Raw genomic sequence first — 22,355 nt, 5'->3', positions numbered from 1 at the left:
CCTGTGAGCGAAATCCATTTTAATGTCGAAGCTGTTGAAGAGTTTTGCGGTAAGCTCACGGCAAGACGTGAAGCGCTAGCTGAGCGTCTGGGAGATGAACGTGTGTTGTACGAAGCAGTCTTTGATAGCTGGCGGGACCACCGTGCTCAAGGGATTCAGGGCCGCCTTGAAGAACTCAAGCGAGTCACAGAAACTATTGCTTCCGATATGGACGATCTGACGGCCGCACTACGTCGTCAGGTACGTGCTGCGCAGGAATATTTAGGCGGTTCCGAAACTTGGTAAATGGTACAAAATGTCAGGCCCTTCTAAAAGACTTTGAATAACTTACTTCTTTCGGACGGCTGTCCTCGAAGCGATAGGTCACCTCGGGCGGGCCACCGCTAACCTGAATGTCGATAGGGCTGACGATGCCACCTTCCCCACTCTCGGGGGAGTATAAAAATTGTATAAATACGTTCTCCTAAAATTCAGGCTTGCCAAGCCTTCTGCTGGCGCAACTGCACTGCACGATGACCTTCTACTTGCCGGCGGCATCAAGCGCAGGAATAAGGGAAACGGGAGCAATATTCTCGCTTTTATCCGAGCGTTCTGATTGGGATTCCGCCGTGCAGTGTCGACACGTTGGGCAGTACTCCTCCTACCCCCTACCCCGTTTCCTTGGACGCCAGGATTGTCAGCCCTGGAAGATATGATGCCTGCCGCGCAAATCGCCTGACAGGCAGACGTGCCGATTGCGGATCATGAGAGATGATTTGCAACAGAGCTCGATAATCTCCATGACTTTTCCGCTGAAACAGTCTAGCCATATGTCAGACAAATAAGATCTGCAAAACCTGGCAGGGAAGATGCTCAAACGTACACTGGGCTGCTCGGTAATGGGGACGCGACATGACGCAGTATGAGGGGCGGATCGATCGCCGGCGCCTGTTGGGCTGTGCGGCCGCTAGCGGGATGGCAGCGATGAGCGGTATTGCCTGGGCCCGGGCAAAGTCCGCACCAGATGACCGGCTGCCGGACGGCACGGCCTTCGCGCTCTGGGAACAGCCGCTCAGCTTCTCGAAGACCTATTATGTCGATAGCAGCTCGGCCGCCGCCGACGATAGCGGGCCGGGCGACCAGGCGCGGCCCTTCCGCACGATCAACCAGGCGGCGCAGGTGCTTCAGCCGGGTGAACGCGTCGTTATTGCTACCGGCACCTACCGCGAATGCGTGCGGCCGGCGCGCGGCGGCGACGATCCCTCGCGGATGATCAGCTATGAGGCTGCCCCGGGCGCCAAGGTCCTTATCAAGGGCTCGGAAATCCTGAGCGATGGCTGGCACCAGGAAACCGTCACGGTCGGTTTCCGCCCGCCTGGCGCCCCCTCCCCAACCGAAGGCGGCGTGACCACCTGGCGCCACGTGCTGGACGGCGCGCTGTTTCCCGACGCCTACAACCCCTTTGCCCTGCCGAGCCTTATGGGCCAATGGAACTGGCTGGACCCGACCAAGGTCGATATGGGCCCCTATCTGCGTCGCCGCGGCCTGGTGTTTGTCGACGGAAAGCCACTGGAGCCCGTAGAGCAGCTTCGCGAACTGGCGGCGCCGGCCCTGACACCCTTTCCGGATTTCACCAAGCCGGCTGCGCCGCAGAACGGGCTGCCCGGACGACGGCGCGGCGGCCCGATCATGCAGGAGGTCGGCGGCGTGCCCGATGCCCGGGTCTGGGTGGACCCGTCCGGCACGGCGATCCAGATCCGCCTGACGTCGGGTACCCCTGCCGACCATGTGATCGAGGTGACGACACGCCAGCACGCTTTCATTCCGGCGAGCAGCGGGCTGGGCTATATCCGCGTCAAAGGTCTGACCTTTCAGCAGGTCAGTAATGCCTATCCCTTTCCCCAGTACGGTATGGTTTCACTGGCCGGCGGCGACCACTGGATCCTGGAGGACAACACCCTAGAATGGGCCAATGGTCTCGGCCTCGACATCGGCTTCGACGGTAATAGCGCGGGCGCGCTCAAGGCCGGAGTCTCGCAAGTCGTGCGCGGGAACACGATCCGCTATTGCGGCGTCAGCGGCATTGGCGGCATGGGCACGACCGATACCTTGATCGAGGACAACCTGATCGAATGGTGCGGCTGGGCCGACGCCGAACGCGGCTGGGAGGCGGCCGGCGCCAAGTTTCACCGCGCCAGAAACATGATGTTCCGACGCAATGTCATTCGCCATATGCGCCATGCCAATGCCGCATGGTGGGACAGCCAGGACGCCAATTGCCGCATCACCGGGAATATCTTCGCCGATGTCCTGACCGTCAGCGCCGCTGTGCATATGGAGATGAACCGGGAAGCGAACCAGATCGACAACAATATCATCTGGGACGTGCGCAATGCCGAGCCGGGAACGCCCGGCCAGAGGGGTTGTGCGGGATCGGGTCTGTTTATCAACGCCACCGACAAGTTAATCGTGGCGCAGAACCTGATCGGGGCTTGTGACAATTCGGGGATATTCGCCATCACGCGCCCGGACCGTACCGGCGCGGGACAGGCGCGCGACAACACCATCGCCAACAATATCTTCGCCCGGTGCGGTGCTTCGGCCATCGTCTTTCTCGACCCGAAGAACACGGCCGACGGAAATGTTTATGTCGATATGCCGGCGCAGTACCTCGGTTATTACGAAGGCGATGCGAAATCCTATCTCGACCTGGCGGCCTGGCGCACCGCCCACGGTTGGGACCGGACGTCTGTCGAGGCCGATTTGCATGTCGAGTTCGACCCCGCTACGCTAAATCTGACACTATCGAGTACCCGGCCCTTGCCAAAGGTGGCCTCCGTCAATGGCATTCAAGGCGACCTTCTGGGTGCACGGACAGGGGAGACGCGGGTCGCCGGACCGCTGGCTAATCCGTCCGCAAGGGAAACCTGGATGGTTGATCCTCGACGCAAAACAAGCATCTAGCGGGGTGTTGCGAACCGTGGCTCCTGCACAGTCTTTCACTCACAGCCATTGCCCTCGAATTTGGCGGATTTAACCACACCATCCTTGATCGTAAAGGTGGCCACACAATCCGACGAAAGGATCTTTGTCGGATCATAGCTGGTTTCATCGTAAGGAACCTGACGCGTCATGGTTACGCCATTCACGACATAAGATTCCGTACGTTCTTTTCTGGTCGTCGTCGCTGGTGCCTGATCGCCTATAGTGGCTTGCTTTGTCGTGCGATACGTCCAGACCTCGGAGCCGTCGCTCATCATCGCCTTATTTTCCGAGACTCCCCATTCCTGGATTACGGATGCGGCCTCCTTTCCTTCCCACTGGGTGTTTTTCTGGCTCAGGCCTTCATCGGTCGTCGCGCATCCCGAAAGTACAATGGCGGCAATTGTTACCAAGCCAAGAGCGACTTTATTTACAATCTTGGGAGTCATCAGCAACCCACCCCTTCCATGAATTTGTATCACCGCAATATACCGCAGAACCAGCACAAAGCCTTCACAAATAAAATTGAATTTTACATGTGAGTTGTCAACAGATAATAGAAGTGGTGCGTGCTCGACCTTGCCGACCGGCAACCGGACATTGACGGGCGATAAAGTACCCTATGGTACCCAGGGCCTCGGGCGTCGCAGGCAGCGAAACCTTTTAGCTGCGAGACATAATAAAAAGGGCCTGTTCTGGCCTGACTTTCGGCCGGACCTCGTCTCTGCGGTTCAATCGCTAAATACCTAACCTACGACAGGATAGCGCACTTCCCATGCTGAAAGACCTCGACATCACCCGTGTGGATGAACGCTCGGACGTCACCGCAGAAAGCTTCGCCCGCGATATCATGACAGCGGCGCGTCCTGTGCTGCTCAAGGGTTTGGTGGCGGACTGGCCGGCTGTCGGTCACGCCCGGAAATCCCTGCATGCGGTGACTGACTATCTCAAGGCGATGGACACGGGGCATCCGGCAAGCGTTCTGGAAGCCGACAGTGATGTCAAAGGCAGATTCGCCTATGGGCCCAATGTGCCCGACTTCAATTTCAACCGTCAGCGAAAATCGGTGTCGGCAAGCATCGATCAGCTCGTAGCTCTGGCCGATCACCCAAACCCGACCTCGCTCTATGTCCAGTCAACACCGACAGCCCAATACCTGCCCCGCTTCGCCGCAGAAAATCCGAACCCCTTGCTGTCATCACAGATCGCGCCGCGCATCTGGATCAGCAACCGGACGACGACGCCAACGCACAACGACAATGACTACAATATTGCCTGCGTCGTCGCCGGCCGCAGGCGCTTTACGCTCTTTCCACCCGACCAGGTGACCAATCTATACATCGGTCCTCTTGAACACACGCCGTCAGGCCGCGCTATCAGTATGGCCAGCCTCGAAGACCCAGACTTTGAAAAGTTCCCGAAATTCCGCGACGCCCTCGCCGCGGCGCAGGTCGCCGAGCTTGAGCCGGGCGACGCACTGTACATACCGCGTTACTGGTGGCATCACGTCCAGTCTCTGGGCGCCTTCAACGTCCTGATCAACTACTGGTGGGGCATGCCGGTCAATCCTCTGGAGAACCCGGTCCTGTGCTACTTTGACGCCATACTGGCGTTGAAAGAATTGCCCGGAGCTGAACGCGCCTACTGGAAGACGATGTTCAACCATTATATCTTCCACAGCAACGGTGACCCCATCGCGCACATACCGGAAAAGCACCAGGGAGCGCTCGGCCAACACACGCCTGAGATTCGCAAGGGATTTATGAACGCGCTGCAACAAGCCTTCTTCGGCCGCAGCTAGGCTGTCATTGAGATTGGGCGCTCTTTACCATCAAGGAACCATGCTTTCTCAGGTAGTCGTCGTGACTGACCAAGGTGTTGACCCCGTTTCGAATAAGGCCTTTCATCGTACGCATGGCATCTCGGGCTTCATTTTCCGGGATTTTGTCGGCCTGCGGATCATAACCCTGGGGTATCAGTCCCTGGCCCAGCAGGACAGCACTCCAGCTTTCCACCGTAAACAATTCACCGGCGTCCAGAAGCAGGCGACCCAGATTGGCAAATACCTCCATACGGGCGGCCAGTGTGTCCGGAACACTCATGTCGCGCACCTGACGCCAAAACGGCGTGTCGTCCCGTCGGGTTTGCTTGTAATGCAAAATCACGAAGTCCCTGACATATTCGTATTCGGCGGTCATTCGCCGGTTATAAAGATCGACCTCGGCCTGAACGATCCCGCGCGACGGAAAAAGCGACTTCAGGATCGCAACGCCCCGCTGCACCAGATGAATGCTGGTCGATTCCAAAGGCTCGACGAAACCCGATGCCAGTCCCAGTGCGACGACGTTCTTGTTCCAGGTGAGACGACGCCGGCCGGTCGTGAACCGCAGAGGTCGCGGTGTCGCCAGGGCCGGACCGTCGAGATTGCCCAATAAGTCCGCTTCGGCTTCCTCGTCGCTGATGAAATCGCTACAATAGACATGGCCGTTGCCGATGCGATGCTGCAACGGGATGCGCCACTGCCAGCCCGCGCTTCTGGCCGTGGAACGTGTATAGGGCTCGGTTGGACCCGTTATCGCACTCGGCACCGCCAGTGCCCGGTTCATCGGCAGCCAGTGTGACCAATCAATATACCCGGTCTTCAGGGCGTCCTCTATCAGGAGGCCTCGAAAGCCCGAACAATCGATAAAGAGGTCCCCCTCCAGAATCCGGCCGTCAGACAACTGCAAGGTTTCGACAAATCCCGTCTCGGCATTAAGATTCACCCCCGTAATGCGTGCGTCGATATGCTTCGCCCCGTTTTTAACCGCAACGTCGCGAAGAACTCCCGCATAAAGCGTCGCGTCGAAATGCAGAGCGTGGCACATTTTAGACAGGACCTGACCTGGGTAGTCTGTCGGCCGGCCGAACCGCCCGGCATGCGCCGCCACAGCGGTCAGCGCATAGTCGGAAAACGCGCCCTCACGTGTTCGCAGCCAGTGATGGTGGAACGGCACCCCGCCCAGGTCATGGCCGATTTCTCCGAACGGATGGAAATACCGGTCGCCCAGGGCGCCCCAATTTACGAATTCGATACCCAGCTTGTAGGTGGCTTTCGTCCGTCGAACCACCTCGTCCTCGTCCAATCCGAGCATGAAGTTAAGCTGACGGATTGGCGGAATCGTCGCCTCACCGACGCCAACCGTGCCGATTTCCGAGGACTCCACGACGGTCACAGAAATACTCTGCGGCGTGAGACTCGCCGAAAGGACGGCGGCCGCCATCCAACCGGAGGTCCCACCGCCGACGACGACGACATTTCTGACTTGCTGCATGAGTATTTCATTCCCCGGTATTCAGCAGGTTTAGAGCGCAATCCGATAAAGTGGATGCCACTTTTCGGTTAAATTGCGCGACAAAGCAAAAACTTAGAGCGGAATGACGATTCTACCTAAAGTCATTTCGCTCTAGATCAATATGCGTGGGTCTGAGTCCTCGCTGCCACTTCAGGCGTCACGGGGATTGCAGCCGTACGCGCCAGCAAAAAGACTTTCCAGTTTACGGAGGCATGACAACAATTGCATAATTGCAACCCAACGAAATGACTCTGCGGCCCCAGCTCGGCGACCCTATCTTGCGTCGCTTTGGGCCGCACTTCGACACAGGATGTTGCGGCCATATTGCGTCTCCAGGGCACAGATTGCCAGCCGCGCGATAGGCGGCTGCCACCGCACAGCGATCTACTTCTTGCCAACGGCTTCGAGCATGGCATCCAGGCTGGCCTGATCCTTGACGACCAGGGTGCGGCGGTCGATGAGACCTCCGGTATCCCATACGAAGGGCAGGACGCCGGCGGTCAGCGCCGTCTGCGTATTGTACTTCATCCAGTAGGTCACCGCAGCATTGTGCGTGGCCATATCGGCCGGGCCGGAGCCACGGCGGAAGGCGCCATATTCCCCCATCAGGACCGGAATACCGGCGCTGGTGTAATGGTCCTTCATCGCCGTCATCTGCTGTGAGATATAATCCTCTTCGCCCCACGTGGCGTTGCGATCCGGTTCAATCGTCGAGTGATGGCCGTTGCCCCAGTAGTAGAACATCTTGCCCCACGATGCGTCTTCACTCAGCGCCGTAAACTGGAAGGGCGTATAGTTGTGTACTTCCAGCATCAGTCGATTGGCCACTGTATCGGTCGGGAGCTTCTTAACCAGTGATACCGCATACTCCGTGCTGGTGTTCGGCGCCTGCAATACCAGAACGCGATAGGCGTTTTTGCCGCCAGTTGAACGAACGGCATCAATAAAGGTCTGATGATAAGCCAGCAGGATGTCCGCCTCAGCCGCGTCGTCGGCGTTGGGCTCGTTGGCGCTGGCAAACATCAGGCGTTCGTCGAAATCGCGCAGATGCGTGGCGATCTGTTCCCAGAAGGCTTTCTGCTTGGCGATGACAGCGTCCTTGCTGACAGCGTTGACGTGATTTTCAAGCCAGCCGCCGTCCCAGTGGATGTTGAGCAGAACGTAGAGATTGGCGTTGATGCAGTACTGCACGACGTCCTTGACGCGGTTGAGCCAGCTGTCGGAAATCTTTGCGGTCGTCTGATTGGCGTATTGATCCCACGCACAGGGCAGTCGTATCGCATCAAAGCCCAGGTCTTTGCCCTTGGTAATCAGGTCCTGGGTGATCATGGGATTACCCCAGTTGGTTTCGCCGCCGCTGGCTTCCAGAGTATTGCCAATGTTCCAGCCAAGCTTGATGTGGCCGGCAATATCTACCGCCGTGCTGGTCATGCCGGTGGAATCGGCTGCGATCGGGCTCGTATTGTAGCTTGGGTAAAGGCCAGAAGAGGAAGAGGAAGACGACGAAGACGAAGACGATGAAGAGGACGACGACGATGATGAAGAAGACGATGACGAACTGGACGAGCCACCACCCGACGAACCACCGCTGCCGCCACCGCCGCCACAGGCCGTACAGACTGCGGCCATTGCCACCGACGAAAACATGAAATGACGCCTACCAAGTTTCATACGCAATCCTCACTGGTCTTGTTCTTATGGTTACAGGTGCTCACGTGCCGGCCCGCATCGAAACTGCCGGCAGCCCATCGCCCCCTATTAAAACTATTTGGTTTTGGAAAATTTACAAGTAAAATAATTATTCGCGAATGAAACGAATTTGGCGCCGGAAACGGATCGGAATGGAGGTCCCGTTAAGGGAACTTCCTACTTCGATACGGTCGCGTCGCGCCAGGCTGGCTTGACGAAGCCTACTGTTCCATAATGAATGCCGCCAGGGTCTTTCGATCCTCCGCGCTCAGGGCGTCGAAGGCCGGCATGGCGTGTTCCGAGCCCCACACGCCCTGGCTGCCTGCGGCGATGCGGCCTGCCACATAGGCGACCGCGTCCGTCCGGCCTTTGTACTTGGCCGCGACCTTGGTATAGGCCGGACCGACCGAATCTTCCTTCAACTGGTGGCAGGACAAGCATGTGTTGGCGTCCATCAGGGCCAGGGCGGGTGACGCCGCCACAGCCGGCGCCGCGGCCACGGCCTTTGGCTGTTCGCCCGGGCGGAAGACGATGCGGTACAGGCCTGACGTCGGGTTGGGGGCATTCCATTTCGGTCCATAGGCCAGCACGTACAGATGGCCGTCGGGGCCGAACATCATATCGATCGGATCGTCGATGGCGATATTGCTCGACAGGTCGGAGATCTGGCGGACATGGCCTTGACCGTCGAAATCGACGACCTTGATATAGCTGCGGACAAAGTCGGAGATAAACAGCTTGCCGTCGTACCAGGCAGGCAGGTTGTCCGCCGTCGCGGCTTTCGGGCGGTGGTAGATGCCGCCGGCCACCGCCGATCGGCCGCCGGTGCCCAGTTCGGGGAAGTCGGTCGACTGGTTATAAGGGTACCACACCAAGGCAGGACGCGCCGCCGGCAGGACCCTGGCGCCGGTATTGCGCGGTGAGGCATTGACCGGGCGGGCCGGATCGAAGGCGGCCCCTTCTCTGCCCGTCACATAGTCATGCGCCAGATACGGCATGTTGTTGCCGATGAACAACGGCCAGCCGTAGTTGCCCGGACTCTTGACCTCATCGATCTCATCCTGGCCGCGTGGGCCGCGTGTCGCGTCATCGACCGAGGAATCCGGACCAACGTCGCCGATATAGAGGTAGCCGGTGACAGGGTCTATGGCCAGGCTGTACGGATTGCGGAAGCCCATGGCGTAGATTTCCGGCCGCCCGGCGCGCGGATCGCTAAAGAGGTTGCCCTTGGGGATGGTGTAACCACCCGCGGCCTTAGGCACGATGCGCAGCACCTTGCCGCGCAGGTCGTCGGTATTACCCGACGAGCGCAGGGCGTCGGTTTCCATGGCGTCCGGTCGGTTGTCGATGGGCGCGAAGCCGTTGACCTCCTTGTTCCACGGATTGGTGTTGTCGCCGGTCGTGATGAACAGCTCGCCGCGCGCGTTGAAAGCCAGGCCGTTGCCGGTGTGGCAGCAATTGTCCTCGATGGGGATGTCGATCAGGGTGTCGAGCGGGACCAGGCGTTCGGTGCCGGCTTCGATGCGGAATCGTCCGACGCGGTTCTGCATCTTGCCGGCGGCGCCGCGCTTGGAAAACTGGACATAGATGATGCGGTTGGTGACGAAGCCGGGGTCGACCACGATGCTGAAGGCGCCGTGTTCGGCGTTGGACTGGTCGGTGGCGACGACACCCAGGACCTTGCGCGTGCCCCATGTGGTGTCGACCTTGATGATGTCGCCGCCGCGCTGGACAATCAGGACATTGCGATCGGGCAGGAAGTCGAAGGCGACCGGTTCGTTCATGTCGGTGGTGACGGCTTCGCTGACCAGGCGCCCGGGTTCGGGACGGATACGGCCATAGTCACGTGCGCGAGGTCCTGCCGCAAAGGTCAGGCCTTCGATCATCAGCCGCCGCATCGCAGCCAGGTCGTAATCCTCTTCGCGGTGGCCGAGGCCGATATAGTAGGCGCGGCCGCCGTCGAAGAGGTTGGACCAGACCATCGGATTGATCGTGGTCGCCGCGGCGTCCTTATAGGAGGCGCCGTCGATATCCAGGATGCGGTGGATGTTGGGATTGACGTTCTCGAAATTGTACCATTCGTCCATCAGGCGGAAGCCACCGGCCTTGATCAGGGCAGGATCGGCGGCCAGGGCCTTGTCCTGCGGATCGGCGACGACCAGGCGGGCTTCGGCCTGGGCAGGGTGGGACTTGAAATTGGCGCCGATCAGCTTGATGAACCACGGCCAGTTGCCGTCGTGTTCAGTATCGGTCGCCGAATGCAGGCCCAGAAGCCCACCGCCCGACTGGATGTAGCGCTCGAACGCAGCCTGCTGGGCAGGATCGAGGACGTCGCCGGTGGTGTTGAGAAAAACAACCGCGTCATAGGTTTTCAGCACCTCGTCGCGGAACAGGGCCGGATCTTCGCTGAGCGTAACCGAAAAGCCGTCCTGCTTGGCCAGGGCCTGGAGAGTCGCCTGGCCTTTTTCGATCGAGGCGTGGCGGTAGCCGGCGGTCTTCGAGAAGACGAGGATTTGGGCGCCTTTCAGGGAGGTGACGGCCGGAGTTGGCGGCGAGGCCGGGGCCGTCGCGTGGGCGCGCGCCTTGTGACGTTTGGCGCCGTGGCGTTTCTGGGCGCTGTGGGCCGCCATGACCAGGGCCAGGGACAGGACGGTAGCCAGGATTACGGCCAGGAGCGCGAACGGCCGGTGCCGCTTGAGGATAGTCGACATGTCAGTTCCCTGTAATATTTTTAGAAAGCGCCGTAGAGGCTGATCATGGCATGACGACCGCGCGCGCGGAAGCCCGATATGGTTTCATAGCGCCCATCCGACAGATTGCCGACCTTCAGCGCCAGGCTGACGCCGTTCTGGAAACGCCAGCCGGCGGTCAGGTCGCTGATCAGATAGGGTTTCAGGTCCTGCGCCCCGGTCGGTATCGAGCTCGACTGGCGCTTGCCGACATAGCGGCTGTTGAGGGCCAGGGTCAGGCTGGGCGTCGCCTGCCAGGTCAGGTCGACCGCCGCCGTCAGGTTGGGACGGTGCAGCAGGCCGCCGTTGGCGCCGTTGACTTCGTGGTGCAGCGACGACAGCCGGACATCGTAGGTCAGTTGCGGGGTCGCTGCGCCGCGTAAGGACAGATCCAGGCCGCGAATAGCGACTTCGCCGCGATTGACCAGTTTGAACGTAGCGAAATCGAAGTCGATCAGGTTGCAATAGGTAGCGCTGTGGGCGGTCAGGCTAAGCTGCGCCGCGCCAAGGCGCCAGCCGGCCGTCAGTTCACCGCCCGCGCTTTCCTCATTGCGCAGGTTGGGCGAGCCGACCAGGGGATCGCCCAGGGCATAGAAGCTGGGCACTTTCAGCGAGCGGCCCCAGGTACCGCCGAAACTCGCGCGTTCGTCATCCGAGCGCCATTCGATGGTGGTCCGGGCGCTCCAGTCAGGACGGGCGCCGTCGCGGCTGTCAGCGCGCAGGCCGGTGCGCCATTGCCAGCCGCGACCGAGGCGTACCTGGCCTTCGCCGAACAGCCCGACGGTATCGCGGCTGTGCTCGAAGCCGGCGGGCAGGACGAAGCCGCCGCCGAAATCGAGCTCGGCATCGACTGTGCCCTGCTCGCGCATCAGCTCGAGGCCTGCACTGTAGTCGAGGTTATCGCCTTGCGCCCGGTAGATGGCCGTGGCCTGGACGCGGTCGAACCGGCTGACCTGCGTCGTTGCCGGGGTGCCGCCAAAGACGCCGTCGGGATTAGCGGGGGTGAACAGGTTTTCGTCGCGTCGGAAGACCGACAGGTGCAGGTCGAGACGGCGACGATCGTCGACAGCCTGGGTCAGCCTCACGCCCAGCAGGCGGTCGCGATCGCGCGTCGTTTGATGGTCGCCGGTCGCGCTATAGAGCGGGCCGCCGCTGGCCACGTCGAAACCTTCGCGGTCGCTGTCGGCGGCACGGGCGAAGACGGTCAAGGTGCGGTTGTCGGTCAGCTTTCCGCTCAGTCTGGCGCTGAGGCTGGACAGGTCGCGCCACTGGCCGAGACTCTTGTCGCCATCGGCACCGGTTCGGGCCAGACCGGTTAGCGACCAGCCGGCCGCCGGCGTCGCCCGGCCGCCAAGGCTAATAGCATATTCGTCATCGCCCGAGGCGGCGATCCGGTAGCTGCCGTGGCCCGTGCTGGGAAAGGCAAGTCCGAGATTGACGACGCCGGCCAGGGCGCCCGAGCCATAGAGCGCGGACAAAGGCCCCTGCCCCAGGGTAATCGATGCGATCTCGTCGCCGGCGACGGTGGAGAAATCATAAGCACCACCGCGCGAATCGCCAAGGTCGTTGACCGGCACGCCTTCGATCAGGACGGCGGTGAAGTTGGCGTCGGCACCGCGGACATAGAGTTCACTGCGCGAACCCGATACGCCCGAATCCAGCACGACGACACCCTGCACCTGTTCGAGGATCGCCCGCATGTCCTGGCCTTCGTGCGCTGTGCGGTATTCGGAATTGGGCAGGACGGAGCGCAGTCGGGTGCTGACAACAGTGACTTCGGTCGCGGCCTCTTGCGCCGTTACCGGCTGGGCCAACAAATACAGGCCGCCCATAGCGATTGTCGATAGACCTAACCTCACGCCCCACTCCCTGACTCTTAACCCATCAGGAAGAGGTAGAGGGAGTCCGCGCCCGGCTCCAGATGTTTATTGGATCGCGATCAGCCGTTGCCAATATCCTTGCGCGCTGAAATAGTGGTGACGATAAAACCGCCCAGCACGTCCAGCGCCGTCATGATCATCAGCAGAAAGAAGGTCGAGGTTGCAAACGGATGCAGCAAAAGGAATTCGACCAGGCAGACGATGAAGACGATCATCGAAAATGTGTGGTTGAGCAGGATCGTATTGCCGGAACCGGTCGATTTGAGAACTTCGAAAAACAGGCAGACCAGACCGACAAACAGAACGATGTCGCCGACACAGACCACCCACAGCGAACCATGAGACGGCATGGCCAAGCTGAACAACTTCTGTTGCATGAACAACAGGCTGTCGGTCGTGGCTGAATGACCGAACCGCGAGACCAGGGCGATGAAGTTGTAAATGGCTACCGGTATCAGTAAGAGCGGAAAGCTTTTAAGCACCGAAGGCTCCTTGCTGCATCCGTTATGGCCGATGGCCGGAAAGGCCGTCGTTGCGATAAGGGCTCGCTGTCGGGAGAGGTTAACACAGGGTGGCGCGGTTTGAAAATGTCCGGAGTAGGTGTCGTTTTATAAAGATAAAGTTGGTTTTAGTTGGTCGGGCAGGAATTTCAGCGCTTTTAAATGCCCATGGTTTTCAGCGTCGCGCGTAACCACGTAACGGCTTGGTCGTTTGCCTTGCGGGGATGCCAGGCCATGGCGATCTTGAAGGACTGCCGCGGCAAAGGCAGGGCGAATTGCCGGATGGCGTATGCGGTTTCAAAATGGTCCGCGACCGTCCGCGCGATGCACATGATGCGGTCGCTGCCGGCGATCAGGGCCGGGGCGGCCGCAATCTGGGGCAGGTAGGTATCGATCCGGCGCGCCAGGCCCTTGCCCTTCAGCCAGGCGTCGACCATGCCGGTGCTCTCTCCGACCGGTGATATCAGGACATGACGCTCAGCCAGAAAGGCGTCGAGGGAAGGCGCGGAGGTGACCCGCGGGTGGTCCCGGGCGCAAATCCCCGTCAGATCGTCCTCCCCTATGGGCTCGCGCCAAGGCCAGTCGCGCAGCGCCCAGTCGTCGCGGATCGCCAGGTCGTAATCGGGATCGTCGAGACGCGCCGTGAACCGGTCTTCGAACGGCAATATCTCCAGCGAAGCCTGCCAGTGCCGGGCCTCGGCCAATGCCAGGAAGCGGATCAGCACCGTGGTGACGGCATAGTCGTTGGCGAGGATGCGAAAGCGTCTGGTCTGCTGGGCCGGGTCGAAACCGGTTTCCGGATTCAGCGCCGTACCGATATCATCGAGTATGGTGCGGATTCGCGGCAGCAAGGTTTCGGCGAAGGGCGTGGGGTACATGGCGTGGCCGCGACGAACCAGTAGAGGGTCGTTCAGCGCAAGCCTGAGCCGGGCCAGGGCATTGCTGGTCGCGGGCTGGCTGAGACCGACGACCGTCGCCGCGCGCGACACGCTGCGATGTTCAAGCACCGCCGCCAGGACCGTGAGGAGATTGAGGTCGAAAGCCCTTATATTCACCATGTGAATAATATTAGTTCTGAATATCCATTTGAACAATAGTGTGGCCTCACCAAAATACAGGCGACCGAAACATCCCGGAGACACATCATGACCCGATCGCGTTTTACCTTTGCCAGCCACGGCGTCGACCTGGTCGGCGACCTGTATACACCCACATCTCAACCAAAAGGCCTGGTCGTGACCACTGGCCCCCTGACCTCCGTGAAGGAGCAGGCCGCCGGGGTCTATGCCCGGGCCATGGCGGAACTCGGCTATACCGCTTTGGCCTTCGACCATCGTACGTTCGGTGAGAGCAGCGGGCTGCCGCGGCAATTCGAGAACCCCTATGCCAAGGCCGAGGACATCCAGGCAGCGGTTACGGCCCTCCAGGAACGCGATGGCCGGGCGGACCTCAAGGTCTTCGGCGTCGGCATATGCGCCGGTGGCGGCTACATGGCGCAGGCCGTGGCGAATGATACACGATTCAGCGGCTTTGCCGGTGTCGCCGGCGTCTATAGCGACCGTGAGCAGACGCGGGCCTGGATGGGCGACGGCTATGCCGCGGCCAAGGCGCGCGCCCAGGCCGCGCTGGAGCGCTTCAATGCTACCGGTGAGGTCGAGACGATTCCGGCCGTCGCGGCCGATCTCGGCGATGTCGCCATGCCTTTGCTGGAGGCTTATGAATATTACGGGACACCGCGCGGCCAGGTTGCCAACTATGTCAACGGCTTCGCCGTCCAATCGCGACTCTATACGCTGGATTTCGACGTCCAGACTTTAGCGCCCGCCATCAAAGTGCCGACTCTGGTTGTTCATTCCAAAAATGCTCTGGCGCCCGGCCTGGCGGAAGCTTTTTTCGCCCGCCTTCCCGGCCCGAAAGCTGAACTTTGGCTGACCTCCCAGGGCCAGATCGATTTCTACGACGATCCGCATCTGATCGAGCCGGCAACCGACGCGATTGACAGGTTCTTCTCAAACCTGGGTTAAGCCGAAGCAGGTCCCGGGTTCCTCCCTCCTCCCTGTGCGAAGCTTGGGGAGGTGGCGAGCCCGCGAGCCGGAGGGGTATCTTCTGCCGGTCAAGTATTTCCAAACGCCTGAAAAGCTGACAAGTCGATGCAATGCCCCTCCGTCTCGCTTCGCTCGCCACGCCACGGGGCGCCCCGCTCCCCATTCCCTTCGCATGAGCTTCGGGAACAGGGAGGAGGGAGAAAACCTTGCCAACGACCCGTGGTGCAAAGCGGGAATACGCAAGGTTTAAAACAACGTCTTCATAGAGTCGGTCAGGTCGAACTCTGGCATTGTACGGCGAACACTCGCTAGTTTGCTGACATCCGCCACGATATAGGGCGGGTCGGAGGGGCGGTCGGGGATTGCGCCAAAATCGCACCTCAGGCGGCCGCCGCTGGCCAGGTTCACGGTCTCGGCCAACTGGCGCAATGTAATCGCGTGACCCGAAGCCATATTGACCGGACCGGAAAGGTTAGATGAAACCAGATCGGCCAGCCAGGCGCCACAGTGGGCCGTGTCGAGAAAGTCGCGGACCTGTAGCCCCGACGTACAGCGCGCCACCACGCCGGTTTTGGCGCATTCGACAAGATACGGCACCAGGCGGCGGGAGTCCTCCCCCGGACCGAACAAAAAGAACAAACGTGCCCAGGCGTGGCGCAGGCCATGGGTCGCGGCAAAGGTGGCCAGCCAGTGGAACAGGTCGAGCTTGGCCTGGCCGTAGGGCGTCGCCGGGAGGCAGGGATCGCGTTCGCGCCACGGCGTGGCATCGCTGCGGTTCCAGTCGTATTCGGCGCAGGTGCCGAGCGCGACAATATCCGTCCCGCCGGCGGCCGCGAAGGCTTCGAACAGGCGCTGGCTGGCGATAATCCAGCGCGCGTTGTCGGGCGATGCCCAGTACTGGCCGTGTTCGGTGACCCAGGCACAATGCAAAAGGTGCGTCGGACGTATGGCCGCCATCAGCCCATCGGTGGGTTGCTCGAGCAGATCGTGGCTGTGCCAGATGACGCCCTGCACGTCGGGTGGAGTCCGGCACAGGCCGTGGACCTCAAAACCCAGGTCGATCAGAGGCGCCAAGGCCTGGCGGCCAACAAAACCCGACGCGCCGGTGACCACGACCTTACGCATCGTCTCCCCATTCGGCGTCCTTGGCTGACATGACCGCAGGTACCGCCGGCCAGTCGATGGCGAAGCGCGGGCTGTTCCAGCGCACGCCCGACGCCAGGCCCGGCACATGGGCCGTATCGATCAGGTAGAAGACTTCAGCGGCGTCATTGAGCGTCAGGAATCCGTGGGCGCAGCCACGCGGGATAAACAGGGCGTTGCCGGCCTCGGCCGAGAGGGTAAGGCCGAACCACTGGTTCAGGGTCGGGCTGCCGGGGCGCAGGTCGACAGCCACATCGAAGACCTCCCCACGCGTACAGCGAACCAGCTTCTGTTCTTCGGCCGGCGCCTTCTGGATATGCAGCCCTCGCAGAGTATGGCGGGCGTTGTTGGTCGACAGGCTTTCCTGCAATGGCTGGAAATCGAGCCCGGCAGCGGTGAATTCGTCGCGACACCAGGTGCGCGAAAAGGCGCCGCGATCGTCGCGGATCGGTTGCTGATCGACCACAACCACGCCGGCAATCGGTGTCGCGGTGAAGCGCATCAGGGCCAAACCGTCAGTTCGGGAATTGCCGTGACGAAGTGCCCTCCCCACTCGGCAATGGCGGCGGCTTCAGCGCGGATCTCGGCCTGCAGGTTCCACGGCAGAATCAGCAGATAGTCCGGGCGGGCGGTGAACAGGCGTTCCGGGGCGACGATCGGGATATGGCTGCCCGGCAGGAACAGGTTCTGCTTGGCCGGGCTGCGGTCGACGACAAAGGCAATGTCGAGCGCCGTTACACCGGCAACGTTCAACAATGTATTGCCCTTGGCTGCAGCGCCCCAGGCTGCCACCGTCTTGCCCTCGGCGCGAGCACCGGCCAGGAAGGCTTTCAGGCCGTCGGTAATGGCGCGGACGCGGACCTCCATGCCGTCATAGCCTTCGGGCGTATCGAGTCCGGCTTCCGTTTCGGCGGCCCGGACGGCGGCCAGGTTATGGTCGGCTGTGGCTGTCCGCGGATCGTCGGCGTGGCAGGCAAAGAGACGCAGCGAACCGCCGTGGGTGGGCAGGGTTTCGACATCGAACAGGCACAGGCCGTGTCGGCCGAAGACGCGTTCCAGAGTGTAGAGCGAGAAATAGCTGTAGTGTTCGTGATAGATGGTGTCGAACTGGACGTGGCGGATCAATTCGAGAACGTGGGGGAATTCGACGGTCACCGTACCGCCGGTCGCCAGCAATGCTTTGAAGCCCGCGACGAAATCATTGAGGTCGGGGACGTGGGCCAGGACATTGTTGGCGGCGATCAGGTTGGCGGCGCCGTGGCGATCGTGCACATCGCGTGCAGTGTCGACGCCGAAGAACGCGACTTCGGTCGGAACGCCGGCGGCAACGGCGGTAGCGGCGACATTGGCGGCGGGTTCGATGCCGAGGCAGGGAATGCCGGCGGCGACGAAGTTCTTCAGCAGGTAGCCGTCATTGCTGGCGATTTCGACGACAAAGGACTGCGCATCAAGATCGAGGCGACGCGTGATTGTCTCGCAGTAGCGGGCGCAGTGGGCCAGCCAACTGGTCGAGACGGAGGAGAAATAGGCATAGTCGCTGAAGATGTCTTCCGCCGGAACGACCGGCTGCGCCTGGACCAGCAGGCAGGCATCGCAGACATGGACGATCAAAGGATAGACGGGCTCTGGGTTTTCCAAATCGGCGGCGCTGCGATAGCTGTTGGCCAGTGGCGTTTCACCCAGGTCGAGGAACAAATGCGTCAGGCGCGCGCCACAAAACCGGCAGGGGACGAGGCTATCAGGATTGGCCATGGCGGTTCACATAGTCCTCGATCTGCGCGTTGGTCAGGGTCTTGGGGGCCTGGTCCTGAGACCAGCCGAGATACCAGGCGGCGGCCCAGCCTATGGCCTCGCGCTGGCTCAAGCGGTTATGCAGGCCCAGTTGCGTGCGGCCGAGCGCCGTGTCCAGTTCCAGCCGCGTCTTTTCCGGCCGGGCAGCGTCGGGCGCCAGGGATGACGGCACCGCACGACCCAGGGCCGAGAGAAAGGCAGAGACCGCCTCCCCCACCATCAGGGCGTCATCGTCGGGACCGATATTGACCGATTTCGGCGTGGTATCCGGCGCCTCATAAAGATGCTGCGCATAGGCGAGATAGGCAAAGACGACGTCCAGCACATGCTGCCACGGACGCGTCGCTTCGGGATGGCGTAGGACCAGCGGCTGATGGGCGGCGTAGGCGCGCCAGGCGTCGGGCAGCAGGCGGTCGGCCGAGAAATCGCCGCCCCCGATGACATTGCCGGCGCGTGCGGTGGCAAGGTTCAGCCGACGTGCGTCGGCAAAGGCGCGCACGGCGATTTCGCAGGCGGCTTTCGAGGCGCTATAGGGGTCATGGCCGCCTAGCGGGTCGCCCTCGCGGAAGCGCTGCCCCAGGTCGTCATTGCGGTAAACCTTGTCGCTGGTCACGACCAGGATGGCGGCTTCGGGCGCGATGTCGGCGACGACATCGAGCAGGGTCAGGCTGCCCAGGATATTGACGTCGAACGTGTCGAACGGCGCGTCGTAGGACCGTCGGACCAGCGACTGCGCCGCCAGATGCAGGACGATGTCCGGGGCGGCGGTAGAAACCGCACGACGGACCGCGTCGCGATCGCGGATGTCGCCGATATGGCTGTCGGCGGTTTTTAGCGGCGTAATCAGGTTATACAGGCTGTCACCCGCTTCGGGTTCCAGCGCCAGGCCCGTGACGCGCGCGCCAAGATGGCTGAGGACGGCGCACAACCATGCCCCCTTGAAGCCGGTGTGGCCGGTGACCAGAACCCGGCGGTCTTGCCAAAAATCATTGACCGCTTCCGTCACCACAGTTTCCACGGCGCCTGGCCGCTGTCCCACAGCTGTTCCAACTGCATCTTTTCGCGCAGGGTATCCATGGGCTGCCAGAAGCCGTCATGATGGAAGGCCCCAAGCTGGTTTTCGGCGGCCAGGCGCTGCAGCGGTTCCTTTTCCCACACCGTGTCATCGCCATCGATATAGTCGCCGATGGCGCGCGACAGGACGAAGAAACCGCCATTGATATAACCGCCGTCACCCTTCGGCTTTTCGAGAAACTGCGACACGCGGCCATCGACGATATCGAGCGCGCCGAAGCGGCCCGGTGGCTGGACCCCCGTGACGGTTGCCAGGAGGCCGGCCTTTTGGTGGCTGGCGATGACGGCGGAGATGTCGATGTCGCCGACACCGTCGCCATAGGTCAGGCAGAAGGTGTCGTCACTGCCGATAAACGGCAGGGCGCGCTTGACACGGCCGCCGGTCTGGGTGTCGTCGCCCGTCTCGACCAGGGTGATCGTCCAGTCCTCGACCTCGGCGGCGTGCAGGGTGACGTGATTGTCGCGCAGGCGGACCGTCAGGTTGGCGCGATGCTGCGCGTAGTTGCAGAAGAAGTCCTTGATCATATAACCCTTGTAGCCCAGGCAGATGACGAAGTCGGTGACGCCATGGGCGGCATAGATCTTCATGATGTGCCACAGGATGGGCATGCCGCCGATCTCGATCATCGGCTTGGGTCGGGCATTGGACTCTTCCGAAATACGCGTACCGCGGCCTCCGGCCAGGATCATCGCCTTCATGTTTGGGCTTTCATATTTGGGCCTTCATGACAGTACATCCGTAATGGTCTGGTAGAAGGTTTCGGCGAAGCGTTCGGCCTGGCCCAGCGGGCTGTCCTTGACCTGCTGGCGCAGGTTCGTCCGCATGTGCTGACGTAACGGGCGATCACCGGCCAGGGCAACGGCCTTGTCGATATAGTCCGCGACGGTAAAGGTGCACAGGTCGCCAAGACCGGCATTGCTCAGGTTGGAATAGCTGAGCCGCTCGAAGAAGGCCGGACCGACCAGGGTGACGACCGGCACACCCATCCAGATGGTTTCACAGGTCGTGGTGCCTCCGACGTGCGGGAGGGTATCCAGCGCGATGTCGATATCGTTGTAGTGCGTCAGGTGGGCCCCGCGCACGGCCGTGAACATCAGGCGGTCGGGCGAGATGCCGTGAACTGCGAAGGCGCCTTCGGCATTGGCGCGGAACGCGTCCACCTTGCCTTCCGGACGGACGAACAGGAAGCGCGAATTGGGCACGCGATTCATGATGGCTGCCCAGGCCGCAATGCCCTCACGCGTGTATTTGTAGGGATTGTTCATCGTCCCGAAGGTGATGAAGCCGCGCCGGGTTTCGGGAATCTCGGGATTGATCGGCATTTCGACAAAGCCGCCCTTCGATACCGTGACCCAGGTTTCCGGCACTTCGAGCGGCTTTTCGATCAGCAGGCGCGGGTCGGACGGCTTGAGGAAAGGATCGACCAGGATGTAATCGATCGACAGCAGACCGCTGGAATGCGGATAGCCCAACCAACTGACCTGGACGGGCGCCGGACGGTAGGCCATGGCCTCGAAGCGCTCCATGGTGGTCGCGCCCATTTCGATCAGGATATCGAGGCGGTCGTCGGCCATGCCCTGGGCGACGGCCAGTTCCGAGGCGCCGGGCCACACCCGGAACCCGTCGACCAGGGTCGCCATATGTTTTTGAACGTCGTCGGCTTCGCGCGAGAAGCAGCTGTATCCGAAAACCTCGAAGCGGCTCTTGTCGTAGTTCTGCAGCAGCGGCAGGGCGAAATAACCGACGGGGTGGTTGCGCAGATCGCTCGAGAAAAAGCCAATGCGGATCTTTTCGCGCGGACCGCGCGGCGCGCGGGTGATGGCGTCGGGCAGGCGCGCCGCCGCGACCTTCTCGCCCCATTTGCGATGGTAGTTGAGCAGGTCGATCCGGTCGTCGAGGGTGAGGACCCGCGCCAGTTCCTGGTGAAAGGCGCCGGCATTGCCTTCGCGCAGCCAGGCGTCCCACATGACGTGCTTGTCGCCCAGTTCGTCGACTCTTTCGAAATCGAGGCAGCGTATCAGGGTCGCCTTGACGTCGTCCGACGGCGTGACATTGGTCACCTTGTAGCTTTCGGCCAGCTCGCAGGCCACGGAATAGGCTTCAGCAATATGCTCGGCCTCGTCGCCATAACGGCTGCGCACGAGGTTGCCGCAGAAGGCATTGAGGGCACGCATCGACTTGCGGTCGATCTGAAGGGCGCGGCGGAAGCAGGCATTGGCCTTTTCGCGGTCGGTTCGGCTGACAGAGCGGCCGAACTGAATCCAGCCGTCGATATCGTTGGGCTCGAGCATCAGGGACGCTTCGAAAAACCGCATCGACTCCGCCGGCCGACCCATCTTCGACAGGAGATCGGCAGCAGCCCGCATCAGTTTCGGGTTTTGCGGAAAGGCTTCCATTTTTTTGGAAATGAAGTCGAGCGCTTCGCCGGGGCGGTCGGCGCGGAACAGCGCCAGGGTCAGGTCCGCCATGGCGTTGAACAGCTTCGGGTTCATCATCAGGCAGCGGCGCAGGGTCGCGACAGCCTTCAGGTTCTGCCCCTGCACCTGCTGGCTGCGGCCGAGCAGGCGGACATATTCCGCATTCTTCGGATCCATGCGGCAGGTTTTCTGGTACATCTCCTCGGCACGGACGCCGTCCAGCATGTCCATATAGACATTGCCGGCATTGATCCACGGGCCGAGCGCCTTGGGGTCCAGCTTCCCCGCCAGGCGGTACTGGGCCAGGGCATCCTCAAAGCGGCGCTGACGCTTGAAGATCACCCCCATCAGATTGACCAGGGCGTATTCCTTGCGGCTGGTCTCGAGACGGGCCGCCGTCACCTCGGCAGCCCGGTCGAGCTGGCCGCTGTCCATCAGCGCCATGACGTAGTCGACGAAGTTGATGGTCGTCATCGGGCCCGCCGCCAGGGCGCGTTCGTACCACGGCGCGGCCTGAGCCGGCTCGCGGCGCTGAAGGTACAGCCGGGCAATGTCGGTCAGGAGTGCCACCGACGCCTCCCCGCCCCGCTCACGTTCGAGCAGGCCGGGTAGTGGGTCGATTCCTCCGGGCGTGGCCGTTGCGGCCTTATGTGTCGTTGTCGGCGTCGTCATGGGCCTGCGTATCTGATAAAGATGTCTGCTCTGAAAGACGTAGTTGGGCGAAGCATCACGGTGGCATAGTGCCGCCATCCGGCGCAAGGTCTTCGACAAAAAGCGTCCACAGCGACCA

The 22,355-nt window shown here is 61.4% G+C and carries 17 protein-coding genes; 4 read left to right on the top strand and 13 right to left on the bottom strand.

What is annotated here, in order from left to right:
• The first annotated feature begins 3 nt into the window (after positions 1-3).
• Positions 4-285, top strand: coding sequence for a hypothetical protein (locus AC1DXO_RS18610; RefSeq protein ID WP_476979680.1), 282 nt, complete (start codon positions 4-6; stop codon positions 283-285).
• A 606-nt stretch (positions 286-891) separates the two neighbouring features.
• Positions 892-2,943 (top strand): right-handed parallel beta-helix repeat-containing protein, encoded by a 2,052-nt coding sequence (locus AC1DXO_RS18605; RefSeq protein ID WP_476979679.1) that lies wholly within the window; start codon positions 892-894, stop codon positions 2,941-2,943.
• 35 nt (positions 2,944-2,978) lie between these two features.
• On the opposite strand, the gene AC1DXO_RS18600 is transcribed toward AC1DXO_RS18605, so the two are convergent.
• Complete coding sequence (locus AC1DXO_RS18600; RefSeq protein ID WP_476979678.1) at positions 2,979-3,410, bottom strand: hypothetical protein; 432 nt, start codon at positions 3,408-3,410, stop codon at positions 2,979-2,981.
• A 326-nt stretch (positions 3,411-3,736) separates the two neighbouring features.
• Here AC1DXO_RS18600 and AC1DXO_RS18595 point away from each other — a divergent pair, with 326 nt between their 5' ends.
• Complete coding sequence (locus tag AC1DXO_RS18595) at positions 3,737-4,762, top strand: cupin-like domain-containing protein (protein ID WP_476979677.1); 1,026 nt, start codon at positions 3,737-3,739, stop codon at positions 4,760-4,762.
• Between the two features lie 4 nt (positions 4,763-4,766).
• Here the strand turns inward: AC1DXO_RS18595 and AC1DXO_RS18590 are convergent, their stop codons facing one another.
• The 6 genes from AC1DXO_RS18590 to AC1DXO_RS18565 all read right to left on the bottom strand — a co-directional run bounded on the left by AC1DXO_RS18590 (position 4,767) and on the right by AC1DXO_RS18565 (position 14,152).
• A complete protein-coding gene (locus tag AC1DXO_RS18590; protein WP_476979676.1) occupies positions 4,767-6,275 on the bottom strand; it encodes a tryptophan halogenase family protein in 1,509 nt (502 codons plus the stop codon).
• 405 nt (positions 6,276-6,680) lie between these two features.
• The gene (locus AC1DXO_RS18585) at positions 6,681-7,967 is read right to left on the bottom strand and encodes a glycoside hydrolase family 5 protein (RefSeq protein WP_476979675.1); all 1,287 of its coding nucleotides are present in this window, start codon (positions 7,965-7,967) and stop codon (positions 6,681-6,683) included.
• A gap of 239 nt (positions 7,968-8,206) precedes the next feature.
• Positions 8,207-10,696 carry a ThuA domain-containing protein gene (locus tag AC1DXO_RS18580; protein ID WP_476979674.1) on the bottom strand — a complete coding sequence of 830 codons (2,490 nt, stop codon included), beginning with the start codon at positions 10,694-10,696 and terminating at the stop codon, positions 8,207-8,209.
• Positions 10,697-10,716: 20 nt separating this feature from the next.
• Positions 10,717-12,573: a TonB-dependent receptor plug domain-containing protein gene (locus AC1DXO_RS18575; protein ID WP_476979673.1), complete on the bottom strand. Its 1,857-nt coding sequence runs from the start codon at positions 12,571-12,573 to the stop codon at positions 10,717-10,719.
• Positions 12,574-12,653: 80 nt separating this feature from the next.
• On the bottom strand, positions 12,654-13,076 hold the full coding sequence (locus AC1DXO_RS18570) for a hypothetical protein (RefSeq protein WP_476979672.1): 423 nt from the start codon (positions 13,074-13,076) through the stop codon (positions 12,654-12,656).
• Between the two features lie 176 nt (positions 13,077-13,252).
• Entirely contained in the window at positions 13,253-14,152 is a 900-nt protein-coding gene (locus AC1DXO_RS18565; protein ID WP_476979671.1) for a LysR family transcriptional regulator, read from the bottom strand.
• A gap of 87 nt (positions 14,153-14,239) precedes the next feature.
• On the opposite strand from AC1DXO_RS18565, the gene AC1DXO_RS18560 reads away from it, so the two are divergent.
• Positions 14,240-15,118, top strand: coding sequence for an alpha/beta hydrolase (locus AC1DXO_RS18560; RefSeq protein ID WP_476979670.1), 879 nt, complete (start codon positions 14,240-14,242; stop codon positions 15,116-15,118).
• 267 nt (positions 15,119-15,385) lie between these two features.
• On the opposite strand, the gene AC1DXO_RS18555 is transcribed toward AC1DXO_RS18560, so the two are convergent.
• The 6 genes from AC1DXO_RS18555 to AC1DXO_RS18530 are packed head-to-tail and all read right to left on the bottom strand — an operon-like array spanning position 15,386 to position 22,237.
• Entirely contained in the window at positions 15,386-16,264 is an 879-nt protein-coding gene (locus tag AC1DXO_RS18555) for an NAD-dependent epimerase/dehydratase family protein (protein WP_476979669.1), read from the bottom strand.
• Complete coding sequence (gene rfbC / locus AC1DXO_RS18550) at positions 16,257-16,784, bottom strand: dTDP-4-dehydrorhamnose 3,5-epimerase (protein WP_476979668.1); 528 nt, start codon at positions 16,782-16,784, stop codon at positions 16,257-16,259. The genes AC1DXO_RS18555 and rfbC overlap by 8 nt, the downstream gene beginning before the upstream one ends.
• A complete protein-coding gene (locus AC1DXO_RS18545) occupies positions 16,784-18,034 on the bottom strand; it encodes a class I SAM-dependent methyltransferase (RefSeq protein WP_476979667.1) in 1,251 nt (416 codons plus the stop codon). Before AC1DXO_RS18545 ends, rfbC begins: the two co-directional genes overlap by 1 nt.
• Complete coding sequence (gene rfbG, locus AC1DXO_RS18540; RefSeq protein ID WP_476979666.1) at positions 18,021-19,112, bottom strand: CDP-glucose 4,6-dehydratase; 1,092 nt, start codon at positions 19,110-19,112, stop codon at positions 18,021-18,023. The genes AC1DXO_RS18545 and rfbG overlap by 14 nt, the downstream gene beginning before the upstream one ends.
• Entirely contained in the window at positions 19,076-19,846 is a 771-nt protein-coding gene (rfbF, locus tag AC1DXO_RS18535; RefSeq protein WP_476979665.1) for a glucose-1-phosphate cytidylyltransferase, read from the bottom strand. The genes rfbG and rfbF overlap by 37 nt, the downstream gene beginning before the upstream one ends.
• A gap of 24 nt (positions 19,847-19,870) precedes the next feature.
• Entirely contained in the window at positions 19,871-22,237 is a 2,367-nt protein-coding gene (locus AC1DXO_RS18530; protein ID WP_476979664.1) for a tetratricopeptide repeat protein, read from the bottom strand.
• Positions 22,238-22,355 lie beyond the last annotated feature (118 nt).

Source organism: Asticcacaulis sp. P2_C5, assembly GCF_056404555.1.
The sequence above is the reverse complement of the archived record's forward strand: the minus strand, read 5'-3'. Positions and strand labels throughout refer to the sequence as shown.